Annotated in this window: 25 protein-coding genes; 10 read left to right on the top strand and 15 right to left on the bottom strand. The window is 45.4% G+C overall.

Annotated elements, in window-relative coordinates:
• The first annotated feature begins 32 nt into the window (after positions 1–32).
• Positions 33–419 carry a VOC family protein gene (locus AC1DP6_RS27605; protein ID WP_441576634.1) on the top strand — a complete coding sequence of 129 codons (387 nt, stop codon included), beginning with the start codon at positions 33–35 and terminating at the stop codon, positions 417–419.
• A 2-nt stretch (positions 420–421) separates the two neighbouring features.
• On the opposite strand, the gene AC1DP6_RS27600 is transcribed toward AC1DP6_RS27605, so the two are convergent.
• Positions 422–823, bottom strand: coding sequence for a DoxX family protein (locus tag AC1DP6_RS27600; RefSeq protein ID WP_477057754.1), 402 nt, complete (start codon positions 821–823; stop codon positions 422–424).
• A 269-nt stretch (positions 824–1,092) separates the two neighbouring features.
• Here AC1DP6_RS27600 and AC1DP6_RS27595 point away from each other — a divergent pair, with 269 nt between their 5' ends.
• The 7 genes from AC1DP6_RS27595 to AC1DP6_RS27565 all read left to right on the top strand — a co-directional run bounded on the left by AC1DP6_RS27595 (position 1,093) and on the right by AC1DP6_RS27565 (position 6,726).
• Positions 1,093–1,434 (top strand): YciI family protein, encoded by a 342-nt coding sequence (locus AC1DP6_RS27595; protein WP_477057753.1) that lies wholly within the window; start codon positions 1,093–1,095, stop codon positions 1,432–1,434.
• A gap of 57 nt (positions 1,435–1,491) precedes the next feature.
• Positions 1,492–2,733, top strand: coding sequence for an RNA polymerase sigma factor (locus AC1DP6_RS27590; RefSeq protein ID WP_477057752.1), 1,242 nt, complete (start codon positions 1,492–1,494; stop codon positions 2,731–2,733).
• Positions 2,734–2,842: 109 nt separating this feature from the next.
• Positions 2,843–4,234: a serine hydrolase domain-containing protein gene (locus AC1DP6_RS27585; RefSeq protein ID WP_477057751.1), complete on the top strand. Its 1,392-nt coding sequence runs from the start codon at positions 2,843–2,845 to the stop codon at positions 4,232–4,234.
• Between the two features lie 49 nt (positions 4,235–4,283).
• On the top strand, positions 4,284–5,330 hold the full coding sequence (locus AC1DP6_RS27580; RefSeq protein WP_477057750.1) for a cupin domain-containing protein: 1,047 nt from the start codon (positions 4,284–4,286) through the stop codon (positions 5,328–5,330).
• A 70-nt stretch (positions 5,331–5,400) separates the two neighbouring features.
• Positions 5,401–5,715: an ArsR/SmtB family transcription factor gene (locus AC1DP6_RS27575; protein WP_477057749.1), complete on the top strand. Its 315-nt coding sequence runs from the start codon at positions 5,401–5,403 to the stop codon at positions 5,713–5,715.
• 19 nt (positions 5,716–5,734) lie between these two features.
• Entirely contained in the window at positions 5,735–6,193 is a 459-nt protein-coding gene (locus AC1DP6_RS27570) for an SRPBCC family protein (protein WP_477057748.1), read from the top strand.
• An 11-nt stretch (positions 6,194–6,204) separates the two neighbouring features.
• The gene (locus AC1DP6_RS27565) at positions 6,205–6,726 is read left to right on the top strand and encodes an SRPBCC family protein (protein WP_477057747.1); all 522 of its coding nucleotides are present in this window, start codon (positions 6,205–6,207) and stop codon (positions 6,724–6,726) included.
• 43 nt (positions 6,727–6,769) lie between these two features.
• On the opposite strand, the gene AC1DP6_RS27560 is transcribed toward AC1DP6_RS27565, so the two are convergent.
• Positions 6,770–7,462: a DUF2461 domain-containing protein gene (locus AC1DP6_RS27560; RefSeq protein WP_477057746.1), complete on the bottom strand. Its 693-nt coding sequence runs from the start codon at positions 7,460–7,462 to the stop codon at positions 6,770–6,772.
• Positions 7,463–7,610: 148 nt separating this feature from the next.
• Between AC1DP6_RS27560 and AC1DP6_RS27555 the strand changes: the two genes are divergently transcribed.
• Positions 7,611–8,594 (top strand): metallophosphoesterase family protein, encoded by a 984-nt coding sequence (locus AC1DP6_RS27555; RefSeq protein ID WP_477057745.1) that lies wholly within the window; start codon positions 7,611–7,613, stop codon positions 8,592–8,594.
• Between the two features lie 111 nt (positions 8,595–8,705).
• Here the strand turns inward: AC1DP6_RS27555 and AC1DP6_RS27550 are convergent, their stop codons facing one another.
• Entirely contained in the window at positions 8,706–9,371 is a 666-nt protein-coding gene (locus AC1DP6_RS27550; RefSeq protein ID WP_477057744.1) for a dihydrofolate reductase family protein, read from the bottom strand.
• A gap of 146 nt (positions 9,372–9,517) precedes the next feature.
• Here AC1DP6_RS27550 and AC1DP6_RS27545 point away from each other — a divergent pair, with 146 nt between their 5' ends.
• Positions 9,518–11,404, top strand: a complete 1,887-nt coding sequence (locus AC1DP6_RS27545) for an ulvan lysase-like protein (RefSeq protein ID WP_477057743.1) — start codon at positions 9,518–9,520, stop codon at positions 11,402–11,404.
• A gap of 42 nt (positions 11,405–11,446) precedes the next feature.
• On the opposite strand, the gene AC1DP6_RS27540 is transcribed toward AC1DP6_RS27545, so the two are convergent.
• From AC1DP6_RS27540 to AC1DP6_RS27485, 12 genes are all read right to left on the bottom strand, one after another.
• Positions 11,447–12,226, bottom strand: coding sequence for a DJ-1/PfpI family protein (locus AC1DP6_RS27540; protein WP_477057742.1), 780 nt, complete (start codon positions 12,224–12,226; stop codon positions 11,447–11,449).
• A gap of 77 nt (positions 12,227–12,303) precedes the next feature.
• Positions 12,304–13,218, bottom strand: coding sequence for a GlxA family transcriptional regulator (locus AC1DP6_RS27535; RefSeq protein WP_477057741.1), 915 nt, complete (start codon positions 13,216–13,218; stop codon positions 12,304–12,306).
• 31 nt (positions 13,219–13,249) lie between these two features.
• On the bottom strand, positions 13,250–13,807 hold the full coding sequence (locus AC1DP6_RS27530; protein WP_477057740.1) for a hypothetical protein: 558 nt from the start codon (positions 13,805–13,807) through the stop codon (positions 13,250–13,252).
• Between the two features lie 5 nt (positions 13,808–13,812).
• The gene (locus AC1DP6_RS27525; protein WP_477057739.1) at positions 13,813–16,008 is read right to left on the bottom strand and encodes a peptidase domain-containing ABC transporter; all 2,196 of its coding nucleotides are present in this window, start codon (positions 16,006–16,008) and stop codon (positions 13,813–13,815) included.
• Positions 16,008–19,211 (bottom strand): lantibiotic dehydratase, encoded by a 3,204-nt coding sequence (locus AC1DP6_RS27520; RefSeq protein ID WP_477057738.1) that lies wholly within the window; start codon positions 19,209–19,211, stop codon positions 16,008–16,010. Before AC1DP6_RS27520 ends, AC1DP6_RS27525 begins: the two co-directional genes overlap by 1 nt.
• Before the next feature lie 34 nt (positions 19,212–19,245).
• Positions 19,246–20,457 carry a lanthionine synthetase LanC family protein gene (locus AC1DP6_RS27515; protein ID WP_477057737.1) on the bottom strand — a complete coding sequence of 404 codons (1,212 nt, stop codon included), beginning with the start codon at positions 20,455–20,457 and terminating at the stop codon, positions 19,246–19,248.
• Between the two features lie 132 nt (positions 20,458–20,589).
• Positions 20,590–20,793 (bottom strand): class I lanthipeptide, encoded by a 204-nt coding sequence (locus AC1DP6_RS27510; RefSeq protein WP_477024016.1) that lies wholly within the window; start codon positions 20,791–20,793, stop codon positions 20,590–20,592.
• A gap of 81 nt (positions 20,794–20,874) precedes the next feature.
• Positions 20,875–21,048: a class I lanthipeptide gene (locus AC1DP6_RS27505; protein ID WP_477024017.1), complete on the bottom strand. Its 174-nt coding sequence runs from the start codon at positions 21,046–21,048 to the stop codon at positions 20,875–20,877.
• A gap of 71 nt (positions 21,049–21,119) precedes the next feature.
• Positions 21,120–21,326 carry a class I lanthipeptide gene (locus AC1DP6_RS27500; RefSeq protein WP_477057736.1) on the bottom strand — a complete coding sequence of 69 codons (207 nt, stop codon included), beginning with the start codon at positions 21,324–21,326 and terminating at the stop codon, positions 21,120–21,122.
• Positions 21,327–21,827: 501 nt separating this feature from the next.
• Entirely contained in the window at positions 21,828–22,022 is a 195-nt protein-coding gene (locus AC1DP6_RS27495; RefSeq protein WP_477057735.1) for a class I lanthipeptide, read from the bottom strand.
• A 326-nt stretch (positions 22,023–22,348) separates the two neighbouring features.
• Positions 22,349–24,559, bottom strand: coding sequence for a TonB-dependent receptor domain-containing protein (locus AC1DP6_RS27490; protein ID WP_477057734.1), 2,211 nt, complete (start codon positions 24,557–24,559; stop codon positions 22,349–22,351).
• Positions 24,559–25,080, bottom strand: a complete 522-nt coding sequence (locus AC1DP6_RS27485) for a DUF2911 domain-containing protein (RefSeq protein WP_477057733.1) — start codon at positions 25,078–25,080, stop codon at positions 24,559–24,561. Before AC1DP6_RS27485 ends, AC1DP6_RS27490 begins: the two co-directional genes overlap by 1 nt.
• Positions 25,081–25,101 lie beyond the last annotated feature (21 nt).

Raw genomic sequence — 25,101 nt, 5'->3', positions numbered from 1 at the left:
AATAACTATGTTTGTAAAACAAATAACAACATATGAAAATAACGGTAACCAGTATCATGGTAGATGATCAGCAAAAAGCATTACAATTTTATACAACAGTGCTGGGCTTTATTAAAAAACGAGAAATCCCTTTGGGCGAACATGCCTGGCTGACGGTGGTTTCAAAAGAAGAACAGGACGGAGTAGAGCTCCTACTGGAGCCTATGGGGTTCGCTCCTGCCCGGGTTTACCAAAAAGCGCTTTTTGACGCAGGTATTCCTTTTACACTCTTTAATGTGGATGATATAGAAAAAGAATACGAACGACTTACACAGGCAGGCGTGGTGTTCAGTATGCCACCTACGCAAATGGGCCCCAACAAAATAGCGGTATTGAATGATACCTGTGGGAATAATATCCAGCTGGTACAAACATTATAATATTAATCTTTTAAAACCGGCCTTTTCTCCGCCGCAATCACTATTAATGCCACTATCAAAATAAAACTGTACTCGCTTCCGCCGGTGCCGTGTTCTCCTACAAACCAACCCTGAGATGCATGTATTAACACGATGCCGATCAGCAGCAAGGCGATAAACCCAGCGGTGACCCACTGTGTGTAACGTCCCAGTATCAGCAATATGCCGCCGGTTATTTCATAGGCGGTGATGCACCACACCAACCCTACCCCGAAAGGCAGTCCTTTGTTGGTCAGGAAGTCGCCGAACCGGGGGATGGTACCATTACATATTCTTACAATGGCATGCGCCAGGAATATAATGGCCACGGCTATACGTAATAAAAACAGTGTTTGCTTCAGGGAAAGGAAAGGATACTTCGCCATATTGGTCAGGGCTTAGGGGTAATTGGTTATTGTAAATATAAGGAGACCCGCCAGTGAAACAATACCCGGATACCGGTATTTTCTAATCTACTTAAAACAAACAGCCCTCAAATCCGACTAGTTGTTTCCCCCGGTCGTGCGCATTATTTAAATACAAATCGTTAATTTACAGGTAGCTTACAGTCAAAAAATAATAAAATGTATTAAATGTGTCCATCCCGGAGGCACTGAGTTGTTATGATGCTTTATAACAATTAAAACTTAGCACCATGAAAGATTTCCTGTTTGTGTACAGATCAGATTTAAGCGCATTGGGCAAACGCTCTCCTGAAGAAATGCAGGCCAACACCCAGAAGTGGATGGACTGGATCGGTGATATCGCCGCACAAAATAAACTGACTGCCCGTGGCGACCGGTTGCATCCATCCGGTAAAGTGGTAAGACCCGATCACGTCATTACCGATGGCCCGTATACGGAACTGAAAGAATCGCTGGGCGGATATTCTATCGTGAAAGCATCCTCCCTGGAAGAAGCGGCTGAACTGGCCAAAGGCTGCCCTATCTTTTTAACCGGTGGTAGTGTTGAAGTCAGGGAGATCAATGTCATGTAAAAATCTTTTCATCCTAAAATCTCCAAAGCCTTTGTAATATTACAAAGGCTTTTATTTATGGAAAAAAATGAACTGATACCACACCTGTTCAGAACCGAATACAGTAAAATTGCGGCGGTGTTATGTAAGCTGTTTGGCTTTGAGCATATCGAAATAGCGGAAGATATTGCGAGTGATACCTTTTTGTCGGCCTCTGAAATATGGGGCCTTAAGGGGCTGCCGGAAAATCCTGTTGCCTGGTTGTATACCGTGGCAAAAAACAAAGCCAAAAATCACCTGAGACATGAGGCGGTCTTTCGTCAGAAAGTAGCGGCGCAATTAAAATATTCCGCTACGGAGACAGATATGCCGGAAATAGACCTGTCCGCCAAAAATATCCACGACAGCCAGTTGCAGATGATGTTTGCTATCTGTCATCCGGCTATTGCGGCCGAAGCGCAAATTGGGCTGGCGCTGCGTATACTATGTGGCTTTGGCATCGAAGAAATTGCTGCCGCCTTTTTATCCAATAAAGAAACCATCACCAAAAGATTACAGCGGGCCAAAGACAAATTAAGAGCCGAACAGATCAGGATAGAATTTCCCGGCGAGCCGGAAATAAACAAACGGCTGGATACTGTGCTGAGAACCCTTTACCTGCTTTATAATGAAGGCTATTATTCCAGCAGCCATAATAGCAGTCTCCGTAAAGATCTTTGCCTGGAGGCATTCCGGTTAACTTCCCTGCTGACAGAAAATGAAAACACCAACAAACCCTTCGTACATGCCTTATTATCATTAATGAGTTTTCAATCGTCCCGGTTCGATGCCAGGATAGATGCCGCTGGTGAGATAGTATTATACGATGACCAGGACACTAACCTCTGGAATAAGGCACTGATTGCACAAGGCGAGGCATTTTTAAATACCGCCTCCCAGGGTCAGGAGATCTCAAAATATCACCTGGAAGCAGGCATTGCTTACTGGCATACCATTAAAGATGATACGAAGGAAAAATGGGGTAACATTCTGCAACTATATAACCACCTGCTGCAACTGGAATACTCTCCTATTGCTGCGCTCAACAGAACATACGCCTTATCCAAAGCTAAAGGAAAAGAGGTGGCGCTTACCGAAGCGCTGAAATTAAACCTGGCAACACATCATCTTTACCAGGTATTGTTAGGAGAACTCTATACCGGCGTCGATAATCCCCGGGCATTATCCTGTTTGAAAACCGCCCTGGAGTTAGCCCATTCTCCGGCAGATAAAAAAATCATCCTGCAAAAAATGCACATAATCGAACAACAGCTGTATTGAAAGTGAACAATTTTATCTCACAATAAAAATTACAACAGCTGATAATCAAGTGATTAAAATCTTGCACTCAAATTGTTTGGCATAGGTACAAATACATAAATCACTTGTTATGAAACAACTGTTTTTCTTACTGGCACTTTTGGGAACCTATACCACCACTGCCGCTCAGGTCCAAAGTAAATATAAAGTCACCTTGCAGCAGCTACAGGAATTCGAAGGGCAATATGAATTTGTGAATCATGGCACCCTGCGTATTGTCGCATCTCCGAAAGACACCATACTGTACGCTGTTATTGCGCAAAGTAAATACCGGCTCAAGGCAACAGGCCCGGATGTTTTTGAAAATACCGCCAAGGCAAAAGTACAGTTCGGAAGAGATGCTCTTCATCACGTGAATACCTATACGGTGAATGGAGAAACATTTAAACTGCTTACCCACCAAAATGATATTCCTACCACCTCCTGGTACAGCAGGGCCAGCGCTTACACTGGTTTCAGCAAGCCCGCCCGCCTGAACGATGGCTGGCAAACCGGTGACCTTGAAAAATCCGGTCTGGATACGGCATTACTATCTGTTATGATGCGGAAAATAATCGATGGTACTTATCCCGATGTACACAGTGTCATCATCATAAAAGATGGCAAGATGGTATTTGAAGAATACTTTTATGAGTACAGTCGTGACAGTTTGCAGGAATTGCGATCTGCTTCCAAAAGCTTCATTTCTGCGCTAACGGGTATCGCCATAGACAAAGGATACATTAAAAGCGTGCATGAAACCGTACTTCCTTTCTTTCCTGAGTATAATATTAAAGATGCAGGCGCTAAAAAAGGTATTACGATAGAACACCTGCTGACCAACCAGAGTGGCCTGGATTGCGATTACAGTGACCCAAAATCTCCCGGCAATGAAGTGACGATGGACTATAGTGATGAGTGGGTGAAGTTTACCCTGGATTTGCCGGTAGTAGACTCGCCGGGGGGCAGAGGCATGTATTGTTCCGGCAACCCGATCACGCTTGGACGTATCATTGAAAAAACAACAAAACAGGCATTGCCTGATTTTGCAAAGCAGCAGTTGTTTGAGCCGTTGAGCATCCGGAATTTTCAATGGAGGTTTAAGCCGGACCAGTCGAGTTCAGAAACCTATTGTCAGCTTTATCTGACGCCCCGCGATATGGCCAAACTTGGTCAACTATACCTCCAAAAGGGCAACTGGCAAGGTAAACAGGTGATATCAGTGGATTTTGTAAACGCCTCGCTGGCGAAACATTCCGTTGTGCAGAATGTAGATTACGGCTACCTATGGTGGATTAAGTACCTGGATGCAGATGGCGTAAGGTACTATGGCAAAGCCGCGCAGGGCAATGGTGGCCAGAAAATATATATCTGGGAAGATCAAAACATGATTACGGTGATTACCGGAGGTAGTTACAATACGAAATCGCCTTCTGATGAATTGATCAGTAAATATATACTGCCGGCATTCAATAAGAAATGAAAGTAACCTTTTCTCCTTTGGGTTGTTCTCTACATCATAAAAAGGAGATATGACTATTAAAACTGTAAGCTTTAAATACCAGTTGGAGAAAGCGGAGCCCAGAATTGGTCCGGGGGGCATTACCCGTGGCGCCTCGGTAAAGGAATTTCCGGCATCCACCGGCATTGCAGGGGTAAGTATGTGGCTGCAGCCGGGCGCCATGCGCGAATTACACTGGCATGCCAATGCCGCCGAATGGGCCTATGTGTTGGAAGGGAATATGCGCACTACCGTGGTTCATCCCGATGGAAATACCTATATCGATTTATTTCAGGCCGGCGATGTATGGTATTTCCCCAAAGGATATGGACATGTACTGCAATGTGTGGGACCAGAAAGATGTCATTTCATCCTCATCTTTGATAATGGTGATTTTTTGGAAGACCATACCTTCAGTATCACCGATTTCATTTCCAGTGTGCCACCAGGCGTTGCTGCGCAGAACTTAGGCATCACCACCGCAGAAGTAGCCTTGCTTCCGCATGGCGAAGTATACTTTGCTAAAAGTGCGATCCCTGCTCCTCTTTCCGGATTGGCGATGCCGAGAAATGACAGCACCCTGTTATCTCCTCACCGTTATCCGTTATGTGCGCAACAGCCCAAACTGGTGCCTGGTGGAGGCCTGCAGCGCGTAGTTACTCAAAAGGAATTCCCGATCGCTAAAACTATCACTGGTACTTTATTCGAAATAGCTCCCGGTGGTTTGAGAGAATTACACTGGCACCCCAATGCCGATGAATGGCAATATTATATCCAGGGAAATGCAGAAATGGGCGTTTTCCTTGCGGAAGGAAAATTCATCAATGATCAGTTTGAAGCGGGCGATATTGGCTACGTTCCTATGGGCGCAGGGCATTATATTAAAAACACCGGTACTGATGTATTAAAGGTGCTGATTGGCTTCAATAGCGGTCAATATGAAGCCATTGATCTCAGCATGTGGTTAAGTGGTAACCCCAAAGACTTGCTGGCAGGAAATTTCAGCGTTGATACCTCCCTGATAGATAAATTCCCGCACAACGACCAGTTCATTATAAAAGGATCCAGCGAAAAATAAATTTGCTAAACCGAATGGTTATATATAATTTTACTAAACCAAATGGTTATGTATCCTAAATAGTAAATGAATGAAAGCAAGACGAGACGTGTTTCAGGCCATCGCAGATCCCACCAGAAGAGCTATTATAGGGCTACTGGCCCAACAGACACAAACCCTGAACACCGTGGCAGAGAACTTTAACATGAGCCAGCCAGCCATTTCAAAGCACATGCGCATACTTACAGAATGCGGACTGGTGCTCATTGTTAAGCAGGGCAGAGAAAGGCATTGCAGCGCCAATTTCAAAGCACTGGAAGAAGTAGCCCAATGGGCAGAACAATACCGCTCCTTCTGGAACAGCCGACTCGATACCCTGGAGGATTTATTAAACGGAGAAGATTAATCAATTCATAAACTATTTCATGATGACAAAGAATAAAACACCCGGAGCAACAGCGCAAATGCTCATCAGAAAGCCTGTCAGCATAGTGTTTGAAGCTTTTATTGATCCTGCCATTACAAAGCATTTCTGGTTCACCAAAGGCAGCGATAAACTAGCAGCAGGTAAAACGGTTACCTGGGAATGGGAAATGTACCAGGTTTCCAGCAAAGCTTTTGTAAAGGAAATTATACCCAACAAAAAAATAACGATCGACTGGGGCGAACCCGCTACTGCCGTTGATTTTAATTTTGAAGCACTCACCGATGATACCACCTATGTCACGATTTCCAACTATGGATTTACAGAACAGGGTGATGATCTGCTCCGCAAAATCAGCGACTCCACAGGCGGCTTCACCACGGTTTTAGATGGCTTAAAAGCTTACCTGGAGCACCATATTAACCTGAACCTCATCGCAGATAAATTCCCAAAACGATAAAATAAGATTTTATGGAAAAGTACAGCAAGATCATTGCACCCGGCACTCTCCGGTTTGAACGCTCTTTGCCTGGTCCTATCAACAGGGTATGGGCTTACCTCACGGAATCAGAAAAACGTGGTAAGTGGCTGGCAAAAGGAGACATGRAACTTTTTGAAGGCGGTAAAGTAGACCTGTATTTTATGCACATGGAACTTAGCCCCCTCCCAGATGTGATACCTGAAAAATATAAAGACATGGATAAGGGTCACCACTTTACCGGTACCATATTAAAAGTAGATTCTCCCAACCTGCTTTCATTTACCTGGGAAGGTGGTTCAGAAGTAACGTTTGAGCTAACGGAGCAGGCGGATCGCGTCCTGATGGTAATCACACACCAGAAACTGGGCGACAAAAAATCTACGCTGTTAAGTGTTTCAACAGGATGGCATAACCATGTAGGTATTCTGATTGCCAACCTGGAAGGTACTGTACCGCAGCCTTTCTGGAAAACACAAACAGAACTGGAAGCAGTGTACGCAAACCTGATTTAATGATGGCTGCCGGAGAGCTCCCGGCAGTCCATCCATATCCCTGCTACTCACCGTTGGGGTCCGAAGACAACACTTCACTCATGTAGTCGAAGAACGGGCGCATTTTCTGAAACGTTCCGTTCACCTCTTTTAAAAAGTTATCGCTTAACACCTCCTTATCAGAAAAAGATCTGATGAGCAGAAACTGTTTATAGCGCAACAGGTCGATCGCTTCATGATCCGCTTCAAACCCTTTTGGCGTAGTTTTCAACTGCTCTCCTTTCAGTGATTCAAACGTAGTAACAAATGCCTTGCTGTTAATGATTTTTCGCAATGGCTTAGCGTCAAAGGCAATATCATCCCTGATGAGTTTCAGGTCAGCTGGTGTGGGCCCCCAGAAACCGCCGGCTACAAAGCTGTTGCCGGGTTCAATATGAAAATAGTATCCACCTCTGCGACTTTTAGTAGCGCGTTTAAAACTGCCACTCCAATGTGCTTTATAAGGCGTTTTATCATGGGAGAAACGGGTGTCCCGGTAAATGCGGTACAAACTTTTTTTGCCTGAAGGAGTTTCTATCAGATCATGGGCAGAGAGTTCATGTAGTAATGATTCTGCAAAGGCCTCTACCTCTTGCTGTTCTTGTTGAAAAACAGCTTTATGTTCATTGAACCACTCCCTGTTATTGTTTTTTTTCAGCTTATTTAAAAAATCAAAACTGGAAGGTTGTATCTGTGCCGGTGCTATTTTTTTAGCCATTGGTAATTTTTAAAGACCTGGCAAATATAGCACCTATTGCCCGGATTTAATTTGTTGAGCAGGCTCACCTGTTTTCCCTGTATTAAAAAAAATGACTGTAAAATTCAACCGAATAACCCTAATTTCCGGAATTATAAATTTACAGTGAATGGTGAAACGTAGAAATTTCCTGAAGCAAATAGGCTTATCAGGCACAGGTTTATTATTGGCTTCCAATACCTGGTCTGTCCCCATTATCCAGCCGGCTAAAAGTGCTAAAAAATTACGCATAGGCGTTATTTCGGATCTGCATCATCTGCAATTTAATGTACCGGAAGTAGCACGGATGAAATCCTTTATGGATGCGGTGATGAAAGAGTCGCCCGACTTCATTATCCAATGCGGGGATTTTTGCCGCCCCAAAAAATCGGAAGAAATCATGGCGCAATGGAACCGGTTCAGCGGCCCCAAATATCATGTACTCGGCAATCATGATATGGATGTTTGCGACAAAGCCACCATCATGAAATTATGGGGCATGGAAAAACCGTATTATTCCTTTGGTCAGGGTGGTTATCATTTTGTGGTGATGGACAGGAATTTTTTACGGAAAGAAGATAAAACACTGGAAGATTACAATAACAGCAACTGGGGCCCACTACCCTCTCCCATGCGTAGTTTCACCGATCAGCCGCAACTGGAATGGCTGAAACAGGATCTGGCCGCCGCTCAACATCCCGTCATCGTTTTTATGCACCAACCGGTTTTCCTGAGCGACTTTTACCAGGAGTTGGGTAATGCAGATGAAATTCTGGCCATCTTCGACGATGCCAACCTGGCCGCCAAACAAGCAGGAAAAAATACAGGGGTGATGGCAGTATTTATGGGTCATGATCATGACGACAGATACGGCGCGAGAAACGGGGTGCATTATTTCCTGCTCAACAGTGCCAGCTACGTGTACACCGAATCAGGTGCACATTATTACAAAGATGCCCTCTTTGCATTCATTACCCTGGATCCTTCCGGCTGGCTGCATATAGAAGGAAGATCTACCAGTTACCGAGATCCGGTAACGGATAAAGTAAAAGCACAATTTCCTACCAGTATCAGTAATCATGCGGTACAGTTGTTACCGGAGAAGCGGGGTTGATTTCCTTTTTTAAAACGAGTGACGGTCTCCTGGTTTATGGCATCTCCAAAAAGCTACACACTTTAGGGGGTCCTTAAGCCGAAGACCGTTGTTCGCTATTTTATTTATCATCTACCCTTCTTTCGCCCACTCCTTCCTCCTCTTCAACTCCGCTTCCGAAGGCTCCAGTTCCGGTCCAATGGTGCCTACCTCTATTTCCCCTGCCGGTTCATAGGTGGCAATGATAATGCCCGTTGTAGAAATGATTGAATCTACCAGCTTCCACTGAACCGGCTGTGTGCCTTCCGCAAACAAACGCTTACCCGAGCCGAGGGTAACGGGGTATACCCAGGTATACAACTTATCTACCAGTCCTTCTTTCAGCAATGTTTGTATGAGTTTACCACTGCCAAATACCAGCAGGTCCGGCCCTTCCGTTGTTTTAAGTTGCCGCAGCTCCGCCACCACATCACCGGTGATCAGCGTAGAGCTAGCCCAGCTCAGTTCCATAGGTTTGCCGGAAACGGTATACTTGTGTACGCGATCGAATAATTCCCCGATAGGATTTCCCTTTGCATATGGCCAGTAGGCAGCAAAGATCTCATAAGTACGCCTGCCCAGTAACAGATCAAAAGGTTGCGCCATAATGCCGCTCATCGTTTGATGCGTTAGGGTATCCCCCAGTTTGGCTGTCCATCCACCCCACTTAAAGCCATGGGTAGGATCTTCTTCCGGGCCGCCTGGTGCCTGCAATACCCCATCCAGGGAAACAAATGTCGTAACGATGATCTTTCTCATAATTTCTGTTTTTGTTTTATTATATTGGTGAAACCCGTAGCAGAATAACAATTCAAATATACTTTCAATGCGTATCACGGATGCAGGGCAATCACGACTTTATTGGAGGGTGATTGCGACATCCGATACCATTTCAATAGCCACGTATGATTACATCCAGAAGGGACTTTCTGAAGTTAACCACACTCAGCAGCACCGGTTTATTATTGCCGCAAATCGGCAGCTTCGCAGCGATACTAAAAACAGATGGTAATGAACTGACGGTACTCAGCGAACAGCTACTCCAACAATGGGGCGATGCATTGCTGGCACTGCAGGTCAATCAACCATCTGCCAAAGGACTGCATGGGGGGATCCTTTGTCCTTCCTGCGCGGTGATACATGGCAGATGCGGCGATGCCATCTATCCGCTGTTATATCTGGCCAACAAAACAAAAGACCGGAAGTATACGGATGCGGCTATACGCTTATATGATTGGATGGAAGCCATGGTGAGTACACCAGATGGCGCCTGGCTAAATGAAGTGAGCATGGGCGACTGGAAAGGTATCACCGTATTTGGTGCTACCGCCCTGGCAGAATCACTGGTACATTTTGAACACCTGCTGGATAAAGCCACACAGGAAAAATGGAAAAAAAGGTTACAAAAAGCAGGTGATTATCTCAATAAAAATTTTACTATCAATACCGGTAACATCAATTACCCCATTGCGGGAAGTTATGCGCTATGCCTGATAGGTACCTATCTCCAGCAACCGCATTTTATAACAAAAGGTAAAAGCCTGGCGCAGCAAAGTCTTGCCCACATTACCACCAACAAATTATTATTTGGAGAAGGCAAACCCATTTCTGAAAAAAGCCCAAAAGGCTGCTACGCGGTAGACCTGGGCTACAACGTGGAAGAGTCCCTTCCCTCCCTGGTGCTATATGGTAAGCTGATGAATGATACATCGTTACTGGAACAGGTAGCCGCCTCCTTACAGGCACACCTGGAATTTATGCTGCCGGATGGCGCCTGGGATAACAGCTGGGGAACGCGTAATTATAAATGGACTTATTGGGGCAGCAGAACCAGCGATGGCTGCCAGCCAGCCTATGCGTTAATGTCTGCGGGCAACCCTGCATTTTACAAAGCTGCATTGCAAAATACCAGACTTTTAGCGCTGTGTACCCATGACAATTTATTACATGGCGGTCCGCACTATGTATCACATGGTATCCTGCCTTGCGTGGCCCACTCACTGGCGCATAGCAAAGCCCTCACCACCGTATTACTGCATGCCACCACCATACAACCGGCTACCGCCGCTCAGTTACCACGGGAACGCATATACGGCGTAAAGTCATTCCCGGAAATTAATACCTGGCTTATCTCAAAAAACAAATGGCGGGCCACCATTACCGGCTATGATCAGGAGTATACCATGAAAGGTGGCCATGCCAGCGGTGGCGCGCTATCGTTGCTATGGCATAACGATACCGGTCCCCTGTTAGCCGGCAGCATGAACAAATATCAACTGGTAGAAGCATTAAATATGCAACGGGATAAGAACGCGGATACCGTTTGTTTGACGCCCGGTTTCAAACTAACAGCCGGCGCGCAGGTATACCTCCATATCAATGATCTTAAGGCTATAGTGGATTACCAGGAAACATCCGAAGCAATCACCTTTAACACCCGCTCCCTGTTGGTGAATGAAACCCAGCAGCCGGCGCCTTCTCCGGATTGTAGTCTCACTTACATTTTTGAGGAAAATACTTTGCATATCCGCGGCGCCGCTACCAATGAAAAGGCAGTGTATAGCTTACCGGTCATCAGCACCAATAATGAAACCCTAAAACTGATAACGCCTCATCAACTGGAGATTTATAAACCGGGGAGTATTGTGGAGATCACGGCCAATACACCAATAGAGCTGCCTGGTGTACTGACCGATCGTATCTTCAATTTTGTGCCGGGCATGGAAGCCATTCCGTTGTTGTTTGAAACAAATCACATTGACATAAAAATTGTTGTAAAACATCGTACCTAAAAAAGGCCGCTGCACTCAACTGTCTTCCTTTGCCTTACCAGTTTATCTGGTAGTTGCAGGAGCATGCAAAACTATCATTCCCTGCTCTGGTACATACTTATCGTATTCCATGTGCTGGGCTACCTTCAACGCCACATCGGCGCCCTTTAATTTTGCCACCAGGTGTAAAGCCCCATCAATGCCGGCAGAGATGCCCGCAGTGGTAATAATTCTGCCATTATCTACATACCGTACGTGTTCCAGTACTTTAGCTTTTGGCACCGCCTTTTGCAGATTGGCAATACTGCGGTGGAAGGTAGTTACGGTAAGATTGTCCAGCAGCCCAGCTTTTCCCAGGATGAAAGCACCCGTGCAAACGGAAAAGTAACTACTGGTTGCTTTATCCCTTGACTGTATCCAGGCAATTACTTCCGGATCATTAGCGGCTATATTATCATCGCCGCCAAAAACAGCGAAGACATCTGCAGGCGGTGCATCTGCAATGCTGTAGTCGGGAAGCACTTTCAGGATGCCCTGCGACAACAGCGGCGCTTTGGTTTTGGCTACCGTGAACACCTTGAAACCAGCATAGGAAAACACTTCCATCGGGCCGGCAAAATCAAGTATTTCCACGCCCTCATAGAGATAGAAACAGATGGTCATTTTTTGATCGTTTACAGCGTTTTTAGGAATGAGTTCCATACCACAATGCGGACAAATTCCCGGTTGATGAAATACCAGCGTATCACAGGGCCCACAGGGAGGACAGACATACAAAGAAGATTGTTTTTGTGACCATGCCACGCATGGCAACAATAAGAGCAGGAACAGCAACTGTTTCATCGCAGAATAATTTATAGGGCAAAGCTAACCGGAAGCGGTCATACAAATCAGGACAAGTACACTACTAATCGGGACAGTTATAAGGCTTTTTTCAGGAAGCGCCGCAATTGATCCGGGCCCTTAAAACCGCATTCCTTTGCCACCCAGGCTACTTTGTGCTGCGCTTTCAGCAAATGCTGCGCCTTTTCCTGTCGCAGCTGTTGAACATATTGTCCGATTGTATTGCCGGTAGTGGATTTAAACAGGCGGGTAAGATTCCTCGGACTGATGTGCACCAATGCCGCGAGGTCTTCTATCGTTATTTTGTGCTGAAGATGATGTGCAATATAATCCTGCACCTGGTGAACCTGGTAATTGATATGCTGCCTGTTTTGCAGGTAAACACTATGCTGCGATTCCGTACCATCGCGGCGGATATACACCACCATATCTTTCGCTACCATATAAGCAAAAGCAGCTCCATGCTGCTCCTCCACAAGATACAAGGCCAGGTCAATTCCTGTGGCAATCCCAGCGCTGGTGAACAGCTTTCCGCTTTTTACAAACAGCTTGTTTTCTACCACCTTCAGGCGTGGATATTGTTTTTGCAGGGAAGATGTCCACGCCCAGTGCGTAGTGCAACTATGGCCGTCTAACAAGCCTGCAGCGGCTAATGCAAAGGCCGCCGTACAAACCGAGCAGATGGTAGCTCCGGTAGCAGCAGCGGCTTGTAGCCATGGCATCCACAGATGGTCGTCTTCCCGGTTCCACCTGGCCAGCTCCATTCCCGCTACAATAATGATATCCTGCGCAGTAATGGTTACTGTATGAAGTGGATCTATTGCCGCAAATCCAAGCCCGGACGATGTAGCCGGATGTGAGTAAGGCGAAACATACCGGAGCTCATAGGGTTGCCCGCAACAACCGGATTCATAAAATACCGTCACTGCACCTGCCAGGTCCAGGAGATGGACCCCATCAAAAAGAAAGAATATGATCCGATTAGATACCATCGGACTAAATTAGGATATAATTGATAAACGCTCACGGCCACAATCGCCCAAACATTCGCTGCAATACACTCTTATCCTCCGTCAGGATCTCTGCAGTGCCATCCAGTCTGGGTTGCACCGGAATTTCTTTTCCGGTAGTGGTTTGTAAGAGATGATCCAGGTGAATGTTTACCTGGAAATTAGTATCCGCCACATTGGCTTCAGCAAACATCACCGTTCCCTGCAACAGCCCATATTCTTCGTAAGGATAAGCGGTAAGGCGGATTAGTACCTTTTGTCCGGCTTTTACTTTCCCGGCACCTGAGGCCTGCATGCTTCCCTTTACGACRTATGAGGACTGCTGTGGAGTAATAACCACCCTTGCTGGTATTACTTCCGGATAACGAAAAAACCAGGCGGCTACAAATGCGCCCAGCACCAGGATACCGATGAGTGTAATACCACTGCGCAAAATCCAGGGTGGCATCTTCCCCATGATTTCCTGTACTTCTTCGCTGCGAACGGAATCCAGCGAAGCATGGCTGAGGTGTCCATTCTGTGAGGTGGTTACATTTATAAATGCAGTGCCATCAGGTTTGTTTTCCGGCATGATAACTATCCTCCTAATTCCAATTGATTTTTAACAAGTTCAAAATAATTCCCTCGCCGTGCGGTGAGTTGCGCATGTGTGCCCGTTTCTACGATACGGCCTTTTTCCAGTACAACGATCTGGTCCGCATACTTCACCGTACTTAAACGATGCGCGATGACCACTACCGTTTTCCCTTTAAAAAACTGCTCCAGGTTATCCATGATAACGCGTTCATTATTCGCATCCAGTGCACTCGTTGCCTCATCAAAGAAAAGGTAATGCGGATCTTTGTAAATGGCACGGGCTATTTGTAACCGTTGCTTCTGGCCAGCACTGATACCACTACCGGCATTTCCGATCTTTGTCTGGTATCCGAGCGGTAACTCCTCAATAAAGTCCCGGATATTGGCTGCAGCTGCAGCATGTACCAGGCGCTCATTGTCTATTCGTTCATCACTGATAGCAATATTTTTCGCGATAGTTCCTGAAAAAATAAATCCGTCCTGCATCACACTACCACACTGACGCCGCCACCATTTCGGAGACAGCTGTTGCAATGATTTATCACCCAACTGTATATGGCCTGTTGTTGGTTCATAAAATTGCAGCAACAATTTCATCAGGGTAGTTTTACCGCTGCCACTGGTGCCTACAATGGCCGTCACCTTCCCCTTCGGAATGGTAAGATCGATATCCTGCAATACATGAGGAGATTGCCTCCCGCCGTATTGAAAGGACACCTGTTGTAATTGAATGTCGCCGCGACCCTGGTCATTTGCAGGTATCGTCTGCTGCTCTCCCGTTTCTTCTTCTGCGCGATTATGGATTTCTCCCAGTCTGTCCAAACTCATTTTGGCATCCTGTGCTGACTGAACAAAAGAAAGCAGCTGTTCCAGCGGACTATTCATTTGTCCGATGATATAACTCACAGATAACATCATTCCCAGTGTGAGATGTCCATTCATGACCTCCCTGGCGGTGATAAAGGAAATCAGGATATTTTTCAGCTGATTAAAAAATACAGCGCCCAGCTGTTGATACTGTCCGAGTGCCAGACTCTTCACGCTGATTTTATAAAGCCCGGCCTGTACATGTTCCCACTCCCAGCGTCTGGCCGTTTCACAGTTGTTGAGTTTTATTTCCTGCATACCGGTAATGAGTTCAAACAAGATGTTCTCATTTTCACTCATACGCTGAAAGCGTTTATAGTCAAGTGCCTTACGGCGCCGCAGGAAAAAGAATATCCAGCCAATGCCCATAGCACTGAAACAGGCAAATACCAGTAATATCTTCCCACTATATATGCCTAATACAATCGCAAAGACAAACAGGTTTACAAAAGAAAACAACGTAGACAACGTGGTACCTGTCAAGAAGTTTTGGATACGGGTATGATCGCCTATGCGTTGGTGAATATCTCCGATCATTTTTGCATCAAAAAACCGGATCGGCAGTTTCATCAGTTTGATAAGGAAATCCGAAATGATGTTGATGTTAATACGACTGTTCATATGCAGTAGTATCCAGCTACGAATCATTTCTATAGCGGTGGACCCTGCAAAGAGCATCAGCTGGGATACCAATACCAGGTATACGAAGCCCATATTGTTCCGGTTAATACCATAGTCTACCAGGCTTTGCGTAAGAAACGGCATGACCAGCGACAATGCGCTGGCCACCAGTACACTCAGAAAAAGCTGTATTACATATTTGCGGTAGGGTCTTAAATAATTAAACAGAAAACGAAAACCGGTTGCTTTGTTGTTCATTCCCGGCTGCTGGTAGAATGTTTCTGTTGGTTCCAGCATCAGTACTACGCCGCTATTACTGTTGCCCTGCCAGCAGCGGAGAAAAGTTTCCTTATCCACTTTCACCATGCCATGACCGGGATCTGCGATGAGAATTTTATCATGCTTTTTATCCCGGTTATAATTTTGAGGAGGCAGCACTACGAAGTGCTGTTGATTCCAGTGCAGGATGCAGGGAAGGTCCACATTTTCATCGAGCTGTTCGAAAGTGATGCGCACTGCGGTAGTACGAAAACCGATTTTCTCTGCTGCTTCCCCTATGCCCAGCATACTTACCCCTTCCCGGGTAATGTTTGCCTGCTCCCGGAGATATTCCAGCGAATACCGGCGACCGTAATGCTTCGCGACCATGCGCAGGCAGGTAGGTCCGCAGTCCATTGCGTCCAGTTGCTTATAAAAGGTGAATCCCATTATTTCGTGATGGCCACCATAGCCAGTTGTGATAAATAATATTTTTCCAGGAAATGATATATCACCATTTCATGCTTACGTTGTTTGCCAACAAATATCCTGTTAAGAAACAGGTGTACATGACTGGCGATGATACTCTGATAACGGTCTTCCGAGCCGCAATATTGCCGGATATGTGCCGACAGCGGGGCAGCCGTAGCTGTACGTAACCGGTAAGCGGCAATGGCCTCTGTAATGTCGTTGTCGTCATCATTGGCAGGATTCATCACCGACATGATTTCCTGCTGATGCTTCCGGTATTTGTCATTCAGTGGCTTATGCAACAGAGTACTCCCGCCAAACTCCGTGATAAATGCTTCCTGCAGCGATGATAGCAAATGCTTTTTCTGCGGCAGGGTCAGCGCAAAATCATCAAGCATCATATCTACCCCACGCATAGCCATTTTCCAGCGATATACTTCTCCCTCTGCTCCTTCCAGCATACTGACAATACTCAGCACCGCCATGCTATCACTGCAAAACAGGGCTTCGCTTTCTGCGATGGTTGCTGCACCGTAACGTTCTATCTCCCGTACGTAGGTGTCGTACTGTATCTTCTGTACCTGTCCTCCCTGAACATACGGTTGCATAGCAGCAGTGATGCGATGTGAGATGACTGTGTTATTGGCCGGGTTCGCGCTGTTAAGAAACCGGAGCCGGATATGTGGTTGCGGATCACCGAAGCGCAGAAAGAAAAACTGTTCGAACAAGCCATCTTCCTGCCATTCCGGGATGCTTTCCGCAAAATAATTTGCGAGTAATTCTTCCGCTACGCGATAGCCGCAGTAAATCTTTACATAGAGCCACTCACTGCCTGGAGGAAAGCTGCGGGTAATGAGTGACCTGGTAGCAGGTGACAATTTGTTATCTGCAGCAGCTTTGCTGGCCGGACCTGGATTCTCCTCCCCAGCCTTGCTGCTTTTAGTCACCCTGACAGCGGCGGATTTCTCGTCTTTTACCGGCAGGTATTGCAATGGTAGCAATATTTCATGCGCATATACCTGATCTGCATCATCCCGCAATACCCCACCCTGTTCCTCTAACAGGCACTCTTTTAGTTTTACGCTGGAAGTCTTTTTTATCTGATCGAGCAAAATAGCCACCGCTAATGGTTGCGTCAGATCCAGCAGTAATTCATTATCTGCTTCGGATAATAATACTTTGTCGGGTATGCCTTGCTCTCGGCGGTACTTCTCAAAAAAGCGCAACTGAATATTTTCATCCGTTCCGGCCTGTTCGGTGTCTTTAGTGGTGAGTGTCCAGCTGGCACGGCATACAATTATGTTTTTATACACGACCCTGGGCAATCGTGGCCGGGAAACCAGTACACCCCAGTCCCAGTGCAGATAAGACATACCTGACTGGTTCTGCAGGTCGCACAGGAATTTGTACACAGGTAAACTGTTAAAGCTATAATTATGTGCAGAGCTAAGACGTGGAATTACCCGCTTGTTTAAGCGTTTACTTCTTAAAATTACTTCCTGCTGGGAAACGGATACCATCAGGTCTGTCACCGGAATCTGGTATGCTTCGTCTACACCGGCGATGCCGATATAGGGGATTTCATAATTGCGCAGCACGGGTCTTATTAATACGTTGGCAGCGCGGGCTTCCGGGAAATGTACCACTTCGGCCATCACCACATCCGGATGAGCCGCTTCCTCTTCCTGCAGCGCGGCCTTTGTCTTTTCTGCCAAAACCGGGTCTCCGCTACAAAAGCGCCCCAGCAGATTAGCGGCAGAGGGGCCTCCTAAAGATTGCATCGCAAAAGTATAATTGCCTTTGTCTGCTTCTTCCGCAGAGGCAGCCTGCAGCGAGCCAAACAGGTAAGAACTTCTGGCGATGGGCACCGTTTCCGGATCACCCATTTTTTGTAATTCTTCTGCCGTAATCTGCACAATGGCCTGGCCATCTCTCAGGAATTCTTCATACTTGGTCAAACCTAATTGCTGCAACTGCGACCAGTTGACGGTCGTACTTTCAGGCGGCGCTTTAGTGGCTATGTCTTCCACAAAAGGTGCATGAACCGTATTTTCTATGCCTGCCCCGTAGCCAATCCCTGTTTCTCCATCAAGTACCATGTTCAGTGGCATTTCCCGGGATTCGTATTGCTCATAAAAGCGTGTAGCAAAATTCTTCATTTCTGAACCTGCATCTTTCGGATAGCCATGGCAGAGGGCCATCAATTCATTTACCTGTTGGGTGATATCCTGCACCAGGCTTTCACTGAGCGTACATGCTGTCGCCGTTTTAAACAGGTCTATCTGCAGCAGGTCCTTAGGGATGCTGAGCGGAAAAGTGCGCTCACAGATATCATGAATTTCCTGGAGACGGGAACGCTCAAAATCGGGCTGCTGAAACAGCCCTTGCAGGGTCAGCAAACTATCGCGCAAAGCAGCCACATCTTCGATGGAAGAAATGCGACCGATAAGTGCTTCGAGATTATCGGCCGCCGTAATTTTAGGCTCAATTTCAGCGATTAATAACTGCGACTGGATCAGCTCCTGCACAAAAGTATTGGCTTCCTCCGCCACGATGGAGGGATCTTCCTGACGAATCAACTGTACCATACCGGCAATGGTAAGACCGTTCAGAGCCTCCCGGAATATCTTTTCCAGGAAAACAGAATGCGCCACTGCCGTCAGCATATACCTTCGCCGGTTATTATTGATAGAATATTCTGCATAGCGGTATTTTTCACCCGCTTTATAAAGACTATTATTGGTATAATAGCGCAGCTCACTGCTGACAGCTGGCAGCTCCTGAATATGATGACATATTTTAGTATAGTAGTCCATGTCCAGCCGCACCTGCTGACGGGCCTCACTGACAGGATGTAATTGCAAATGAGTGGTGGGTCCGACTGTACCGGTAGTGCATCCGGCAAACAGGCCGTAAGGGGTACTCCTGCTACATGCCCGCACCCAATATTTGTACAATGATTTACGCAGCTTCTCTGTCTTCTTTTGATTAAAAGCATCAGGCTCGCTGAGATATCTTTCCAGCTCCTTCAACAGGTCCTGGGATCCGATATGTAAAGCGTACATAAATAAAGGGTGACTGTTGGCCAGCACCTGCAAATTGTTTTGTAAGACTTCCCGGTATTGATGTATGGGATAAAGTGGACTTCTTATGAGGAAGAATCCTGTATGTGACAATGCCATAGCTGATTCTTTTAGTTTTTACAGTAATAGGTAATCAGGATATCAGGAAACATTCATCCCATGCTAACGGATGATCCTGCAGGTGTGATAAGATAGAAAGTCCTACGCCGCTGCCGCCGTCCAGGAGATCCCAGGAGTAGTCCCACTGTTTATCTTTTCCCTGCCATACTTTGATACCGTGTTTACTGCCATCTTCCGAAAAAGAAATTTTCTCCATGGTTCTATTATGCCAGTACGCTGCACATGTATAGAATGCGGGATCTTTGGTTTCGAACCAGAACTTCCGGTAAAAGGCGGCAATACCGCTGGCACCATGACAAATACAATTGTCTACAATCCCTGCTGCTTCATCCGTAACACGGGCCGTGTTGTAGTGCATGATGTATAATGCCTCTTCCATCCAGCTTTTTTCAGACAATACTTTGCCACATTGCCATAAGCAGATGGCCACATTGAGATCGCCGTAGCACCATGATAAGCGGCTGTTGGCACCGGCATAGTTGCCATCCAGGATAGCGGGATATAATGCAGCCAGGGAATCAGGAGCGCGTTCAATTTTATGCTGTAGTATGAACGAGATGCTTTCTGTGATCAACTGCTGGCACATGGCAGTGGCTATACCTGCCTGATATATTTTAGCGAGTAATATCAGCGCAGAACAGCTGCCATGGGCCAGACTGAAAGCGTCCACGAATTCTCCGGCAGGTTCTTCATGGGTATAAAAAATAGGCAGACTCCTTCCTTTGTCCGTCATTTTGCTGGCCGCAAAGAGTGTGGTCACAAAATATTCCAGGTGAGCTTTCACATCTGCTCTTCCGGTGAAACCCAGCAGAAAATTACACATCCCGATGCTGCCATGCAGGAAATCGAAATTTTTACATTCTATATGGTAAGCGCTCTGTGCGATGGTAGCCGTAATAAAATCCGATGCGAGGTAGTCCATATCCATTTCCACAAACTGGTGCCTGTTGAGGTGATCCAGTAGCCAAAAAGGGCCTGTATGTCCTGAACAGAAAGAATAGTTCAATCCTTCTTCGGGTGAATAACCTGCATATATTTTTTCAAGCAACGCAGCGGCGTTATCTGCTTTGTCATCGACATATTGTTCGTAGTAGAACATAAACAACAAGGCACCCCAGGGCCCCTTAAACAGGCTGTTACTCTGACCAGGATCATATTCCGCCTTATCCAGCAACGAAACAAGATCATTATACATATGTGCTAACTGCGATGCGGTGTTGTCCATTTTTTCAATCATTATTTAATGTGCACAATTGGGGAAGCAGGTGCCCCCCCAATTGAATAAAATCGATACAGGTAAACGCTTTTTGATAAGATCATCACCTGATCTTGTTGTACCTCAGATGCCCGGACTAAATCAAGGAATCATGCAGCAAGGACGGCCTGTACCAGGGCTGGTGGCTCTGCAACTGGATATCTGCCTGGTATCAGTAGTACAAATAGTACCAATGGTTGCTCCTGCACCACCTTGCAGTTGAAATTGTTGATCAGCATTGAGCTGTGCAATAGGTTCTTTGCTGAGCATCAGCTTTTTGCTCAGGTCAATTTGTTTCTTTTTCATACTGTAAATAGAAAAAAATAATCCTCCCCTGTCTGTTGCCGTGGGGCGGTTGTTCAGCAATCCGGATACCAGCAGGTATCTTTATCTTATGCAGCCATCGGGGCAAGTCACTTCATCTGTTTCCACGCAGCAGGCACTCCACCAGGTAAGTGGGCCACCACCTGCTAATTTGGCTTTCTGCTGTTGATTGAGTTCAACAATAGCTTCTTTTTTCAGCATCAGTTTTTTGCTGAGTTCAAGTTTTTTCTTTTTCATAATTGGGTTGTTTATGGACAAAGCTTACCCAGTAGCTATCGGGCGATAGCCTGCATAAAATTCATCCGGGTTTAGAGATCAGACTGGCAGAAAATGCAATTTGGCCGATTCGGAGGTATGGTAACACAGGTTTCAAACTGCGTTCCCAGACAGGGAGGCCTGAGGGTCAATGGTGCTAATCCACCGGCAATCATGGCTTGTTGGGTAGTGTTCAGCAAGGCAATAGATTCCTTGTTCAGAGAAAGTTTTTTCTCCAGGGGCATTTTTCTTTTTCTCATAAAAACAATGTTTACAGGTTTACGGGTTCAAAAGGGTTTTGATTTAGATTTTGGTTTGATTGAATCAGAATTACGCTTCTACTCTGCTGCTAACGCAGCCGCAGTGCCATGTGCCAGTTATTCAGCAGAATAATAAATAAAGGGAACTACAATTTTTTTATGTGAGTTGAGACATAACATGCCGGGTTAAAAATGAGATTTTGAAGTTAAATAAATTAATCTTGAAAAAAAAATTGTTTTTAGAAAATTTAAAATCGATTGCCTGCCTCTTCCTGAGAAAGATGAAAAGATGGAAGAGCCGGTATTAGCGGGGATTAAAAATATCCGGTTCAGTAAAATTGATACTACCGTTACACCGGATAAGGTGCTCGTCTTATCCGGAGTATTGGTAACGGTAGCTTTGTTTGTACTAACAAACAGGAAGTGAACAATGAACAAAGATTACCCTGTAGCTATCGGGCGATAGCCAGCATAAAATTCATCCAGGATTTAAAAACAAATCTAGCAGAAAACGCAATCCAGCCGGCCCGGAGGTATGGTAACACAGGTTTCAAGCTGCGTGTCCAGACAAGGAGGCCTGCGGGTCAATGGTGGCAGTCCACCGGCAATCATGGCTTGTTGGGTAGTGTTCAACAAGGCAATAGATTCCTTGTTCAGAGAAAGTTTTTTCTCCAATGGCATCTTTCTTTTTCTCATAAAAACAATGTTTACAGGTTTATGGGTTCAAAAGGGTTCAGATTCAGATGTTGGTTTATTGTATCAGCATTATGCTTCTCCGCCGTCACTAACGCATCTGTAGTGCCATGCGGCAGCTATTCAGTGGCATAAAAATAAAGGGAACTAAAATATTTTTTTATGTAAGTTGAGATATAACATGTCGGGTTAAAAATGACATTTTGAAGTTAGAGAAATTAATCTTCAAAACAAAATTGATTTTAGGAAACTACAAACCGGTTGCCTGCCTCTTCCGAAGAACGATGAAAAGATGGATGAGCCAGCATATGGAGGAGATTATTACACAGCTATATTTCGGGTTGCTCGTCGCTGTGCTTTACCTTTTTTACAGCCAGACTGCTTTTCCCAAAACGGTAAGTAAACGTGATATTGGCTCTGGCACTTTCTGTATGTCGTTCAAAATCCAGCAATACCGCATTGCTTTCTCTTAAAAAACTCCATTTACGGGAATTAAAAATATCTCTTCCACTAAAATTGACAGTGGCCCGTTTATTCAAAAAGTCAAACTTTGCGCCGGCATCTACCCCATATGCAGCATGGTTTCTGTCCTGCGCTACCACATCTGCTGCACGATAATCGCCCCGCAGTTGCAACGAAAAATGATCGTTGATAATAATGTTATGGGTGATGTTGGCATTCCAGCTAAATCCTGCACTGGCGGAGAGTCCATATGCAGGAGCAGCGACTGTTTTATTGTGATACACATTCGCATTGACTAAAAAATTCCAGGCTTTCATCACATTCACCTTACTGATTAATTCCAGTCCACCTGTACAGGATTGTGCCAGATTTTGAGAGGTGGTAGTAATGATACCCTTTACGGGTGGCCCTTCTATCCGTTTAATAAAATCATTTGTCTGACGGTAGTATAAGCTGGCTGTCAACGTAATTATTTTCCAGTATTGCTGATATCCCAATTCAAAGAAATGAATATCTTCCGGCAATAGTGCCGGGTTGCCTGCATCATAATTTACCGGATCAGAAACATCCAATACAGGGTTCAGCTGCCGGGGCGTAGGTCGCGCCACCCGGCGGGAATAACTGAACTGTAACTGTTGTTCGGTACCTATTTTCTGCGTCAGAAAAATGCTGGGGTATAGTCTGAAGTTCTTGACGCTGAAAGGTGTATGGTACAAAACATGACTGGTATCATAACCCATCAGCGTTGCACTGAGTAACGCATCTTCAGCTCTGATACCAACCTGGTAGCTAAAATTTTTAACCTGGTTTTGATAATTTAAATAGAGCGCATGTACCTGGTTGCTGCTCTTAAAAGTATTACTGACGCCATCATATTTATCGTACACTCCAGTGGCATTATTAAAATTATATGCATCCTGTACTCTGTCACTCCACCGGATCTGACTGCGGTAACCAGCATCTAACTCACCTGTTTTACCAACAGGCAGCGTGTAATTGAGTTGTGCATTATAAAATCTATTATGCTCGCCGTTGTTATTTTGCAGTATGGCGGGTATTGTTTTGACTGTCTCCCCATTGATATTATAAACATCAGTCGTATAGCTTTGCAAGTTATGATTGGCGCCTCGTGAAAATCCAAGACTAACAGTTAGCTCCTCTTTAGGTTTATTAAAAGTTTTAGAGAAGTCCAGGTTTATATCATAGCTATTACCTTTTCCATTAGTCAGATTAGTACGATGGCTTTGCTCTATAATCGCGTGGGAAGCGCTTAGCTCATCTATGCTTAAGAACTCCGTTCTGTTATTGGTAGCATCGTTAAAGCTGCCGGAGACACTCAACACATTTTTCTCATTGAGATAATAATCCATCCCTGCTTTCAGGTTGCTTCCTTTGTCGACTGTGGTAGAGGGAAACGTTTCGTTAGAGAAAACAACCGGGTCATCTGCATGGAGATAAGTGAGGTACTGATAACCATTGCTAAGCCGCGTACCATACCGGTATCCATAACTGGCATACAAATTAAGCCGGCTATTTTGAAAGCCTATATTTGCACTGCCATTATAGTTATGCTGTACGCCGGCGGTTGCTGCCGCGGAGCCGTTAAATCCTGATTCCTTATTTTTTATCAGTATGATGTTGATGATTCCTGCCTGACCTTCTGCATCATACCTGGCAGAAGGGTTGGTAATGACTTCTATACTTTCAATGGAGCTTGCCGGTATCGACTGCAGCAGCTGTGCTATATTGCCGCCGGCAATCAGGGAAGGCTTTCCATCAATTAAAATATTCACGCCGGAAGCCCCTCTTATGCTTATATCTCCATTCCCATTTATTTGTACTGAAGGTATATTCTGTAATAAATCTGCGGYAGCACCGCCTTTACTTACCAGGCTCTGATCTACTGCAAATTTCTTTTTATTGAAACCAATCTGTGCCTCATTTTTCTGCGCCACTACCGTTACCCCGGACAAGCTGCGCGTCTTATCCGGAGTATTGGTAACGGTATCTTTGTTTTGTGCTAACAAACGGGAAGTGAACAGCAACAAAACGACCCATGCTTCTAAAGATCGTTTCATTAATTTACATTTATCTTAATCGGAACTGCCACTTTCTCCCATTCTACCGAAAAGCTTTCAGGAGTGATATGATACACCAGCTTTTCCTGGCTATGTCTTAATTTTTTGGGCTTCACATCTATCCGCAACTGGTCTTCTGATTCATTATATTTAAAGGCGCCCCATTGCTTTGGTTGTTTGTTAAAAATGGCGGTCCATTTCATTTTTTCTTTAGGTATCAGAAAAAAACTATACTTCCCTGCAGGTAATAATTTACCTTGCACTTTAATATCTTTGTCTGTTTCAAAAGTGGTCGCCTCATTAGCGCCGGCACGCCACACTTTATCATAGGGAACTAATCCACCCCATATTTTACGGTCTTTTACGGAAGGACTGCTGTAATGAATATCAATGTTGGTGTTTTTTATTCCCCTGCTAATGGAATCAGCCGGACTTACCCGGGGTTTGGCCTGCTGGGCAAAGGCTGAAGCAGATACGATCATTGCTGTAAATAGCAAGATGACGTTGAAGGATTTTTTCATACTTTATTTAAATTGTTTTAA

The organism is Chitinophaga sp. 01L420 (assembly GCF_056399985.1).
Note: the sequence above shows the minus strand (reverse complement) of the source record. Positions and strands in the feature narration are given on the sequence as shown.

Coding starts and splice junctions, on each gene's coding strand:
- AC1DP6_RS27520 (WP_477057738.1), bottom strand. CDS start 19,211: ATGGCATTGTCACATACAGGATTCTTCCTCATAAGAAGTCCACTTTAT.
- AC1DP6_RS27540 (WP_477057742.1), bottom strand. CDS start 12,226: ATGAAACAGTTGCTGTTCCTGCTCTTATTGTTGCCATGCGTGGCATGG.
- AC1DP6_RS27550 (WP_477057744.1), bottom strand. CDS start 9,371: ATGAGAAAGATCATCGTTACGACATTTGTTTCCCTGGATGGGGTATTG.
- AC1DP6_RS27575 (WP_477057749.1), top strand. CDS start 5,401: ATGAAAGCAAGACGAGACGTGTTTCAGGCCATCGCAGATCCCACCAGA.
- AC1DP6_RS27545 (WP_477057743.1), top strand. CDS start 9,518: ATGATTACATCCAGAAGGGACTTTCTGAAGTTAACCACACTCAGCAGC.
- AC1DP6_RS27500 (WP_477057736.1), bottom strand. CDS start 21,326: ATGAGAAAAAGAAAAATGCCCCTGGAGAAAAAACTTTCTCTGAACAAG.
- AC1DP6_RS27580 (WP_477057750.1), top strand. CDS start 4,284: ATGACTATTAAAACTGTAAGCTTTAAATACCAGTTGGAGAAAGCGGAG.
- AC1DP6_RS27505 (WP_477024017.1), bottom strand. CDS start 21,048: ATGAAAAAGAAAAAACTTGAACTCAGCAAAAAACTGATGCTGAAAAAA.
- AC1DP6_RS27535 (WP_477057741.1), bottom strand. CDS start 13,218: ATGGTATCTAATCGGATCATATTCTTTCTTTTTGATGGGGTCCATCTC.
- AC1DP6_RS27595 (WP_477057753.1), top strand. CDS start 1,093: ATGAAAGATTTCCTGTTTGTGTACAGATCAGATTTAAGCGCATTGGGC.
- AC1DP6_RS27560 (WP_477057746.1), bottom strand. CDS start 7,462: ATGGCTAAAAAAATAGCACCGGCACAGATACAACCTTCCAGTTTTGAT.
- AC1DP6_RS27525 (WP_477057739.1), bottom strand. CDS start 16,008: ATGGGATTCACCTTTTATAAGCAACTGGACGCAATGGACTGCGGACCT.
- AC1DP6_RS27555 (WP_477057745.1), top strand. CDS start 7,611: ATGGTGAAACGTAGAAATTTCCTGAAGCAAATAGGCTTATCAGGCACA.
- AC1DP6_RS27590 (WP_477057752.1), top strand. CDS start 1,492: ATGGAAAAAAATGAACTGATACCACACCTGTTCAGAACCGAATACAGT.
- AC1DP6_RS27515 (WP_477057737.1), bottom strand. CDS start 20,457: ATGGACAACACCGCATCGCAGTTAGCACATATGTATAATGATCTTGTT.
- AC1DP6_RS27570 (WP_477057748.1), top strand. CDS start 5,735: ATGATGACAAAGAATAAAACACCCGGAGCAACAGCGCAAATGCTCATC.
- AC1DP6_RS27510 (WP_477024016.1), bottom strand. CDS start 20,793: ATGAAAAAGAAACAAATTGACCTGAGCAAAAAGCTGATGCTCAGCAAA.
- AC1DP6_RS27495 (WP_477057735.1), bottom strand. CDS start 22,022: ATGAGAAAAAGAAAGATGCCATTGGAGAAAAAACTTTCTCTGAACAAG.
- AC1DP6_RS27585 (WP_477057751.1), top strand. CDS start 2,843: ATGAAACAACTGTTTTTCTTACTGGCACTTTTGGGAACCTATACCACC.
- AC1DP6_RS27600 (WP_477057754.1), bottom strand. CDS start 823: ATGGCGAAGTATCCTTTCCTTTCCCTGAAGCAAACACTGTTTTTATTA.
- AC1DP6_RS27485 (WP_477057733.1), bottom strand. CDS start 25,080: ATGAAAAAATCCTTCAACGTCATCTTGCTATTTACAGCAATGATCGTA.
- AC1DP6_RS27605 (WP_441576634.1), top strand. CDS start 33: ATGAAAATAACGGTAACCAGTATCATGGTAGATGATCAGCAAAAAGCA.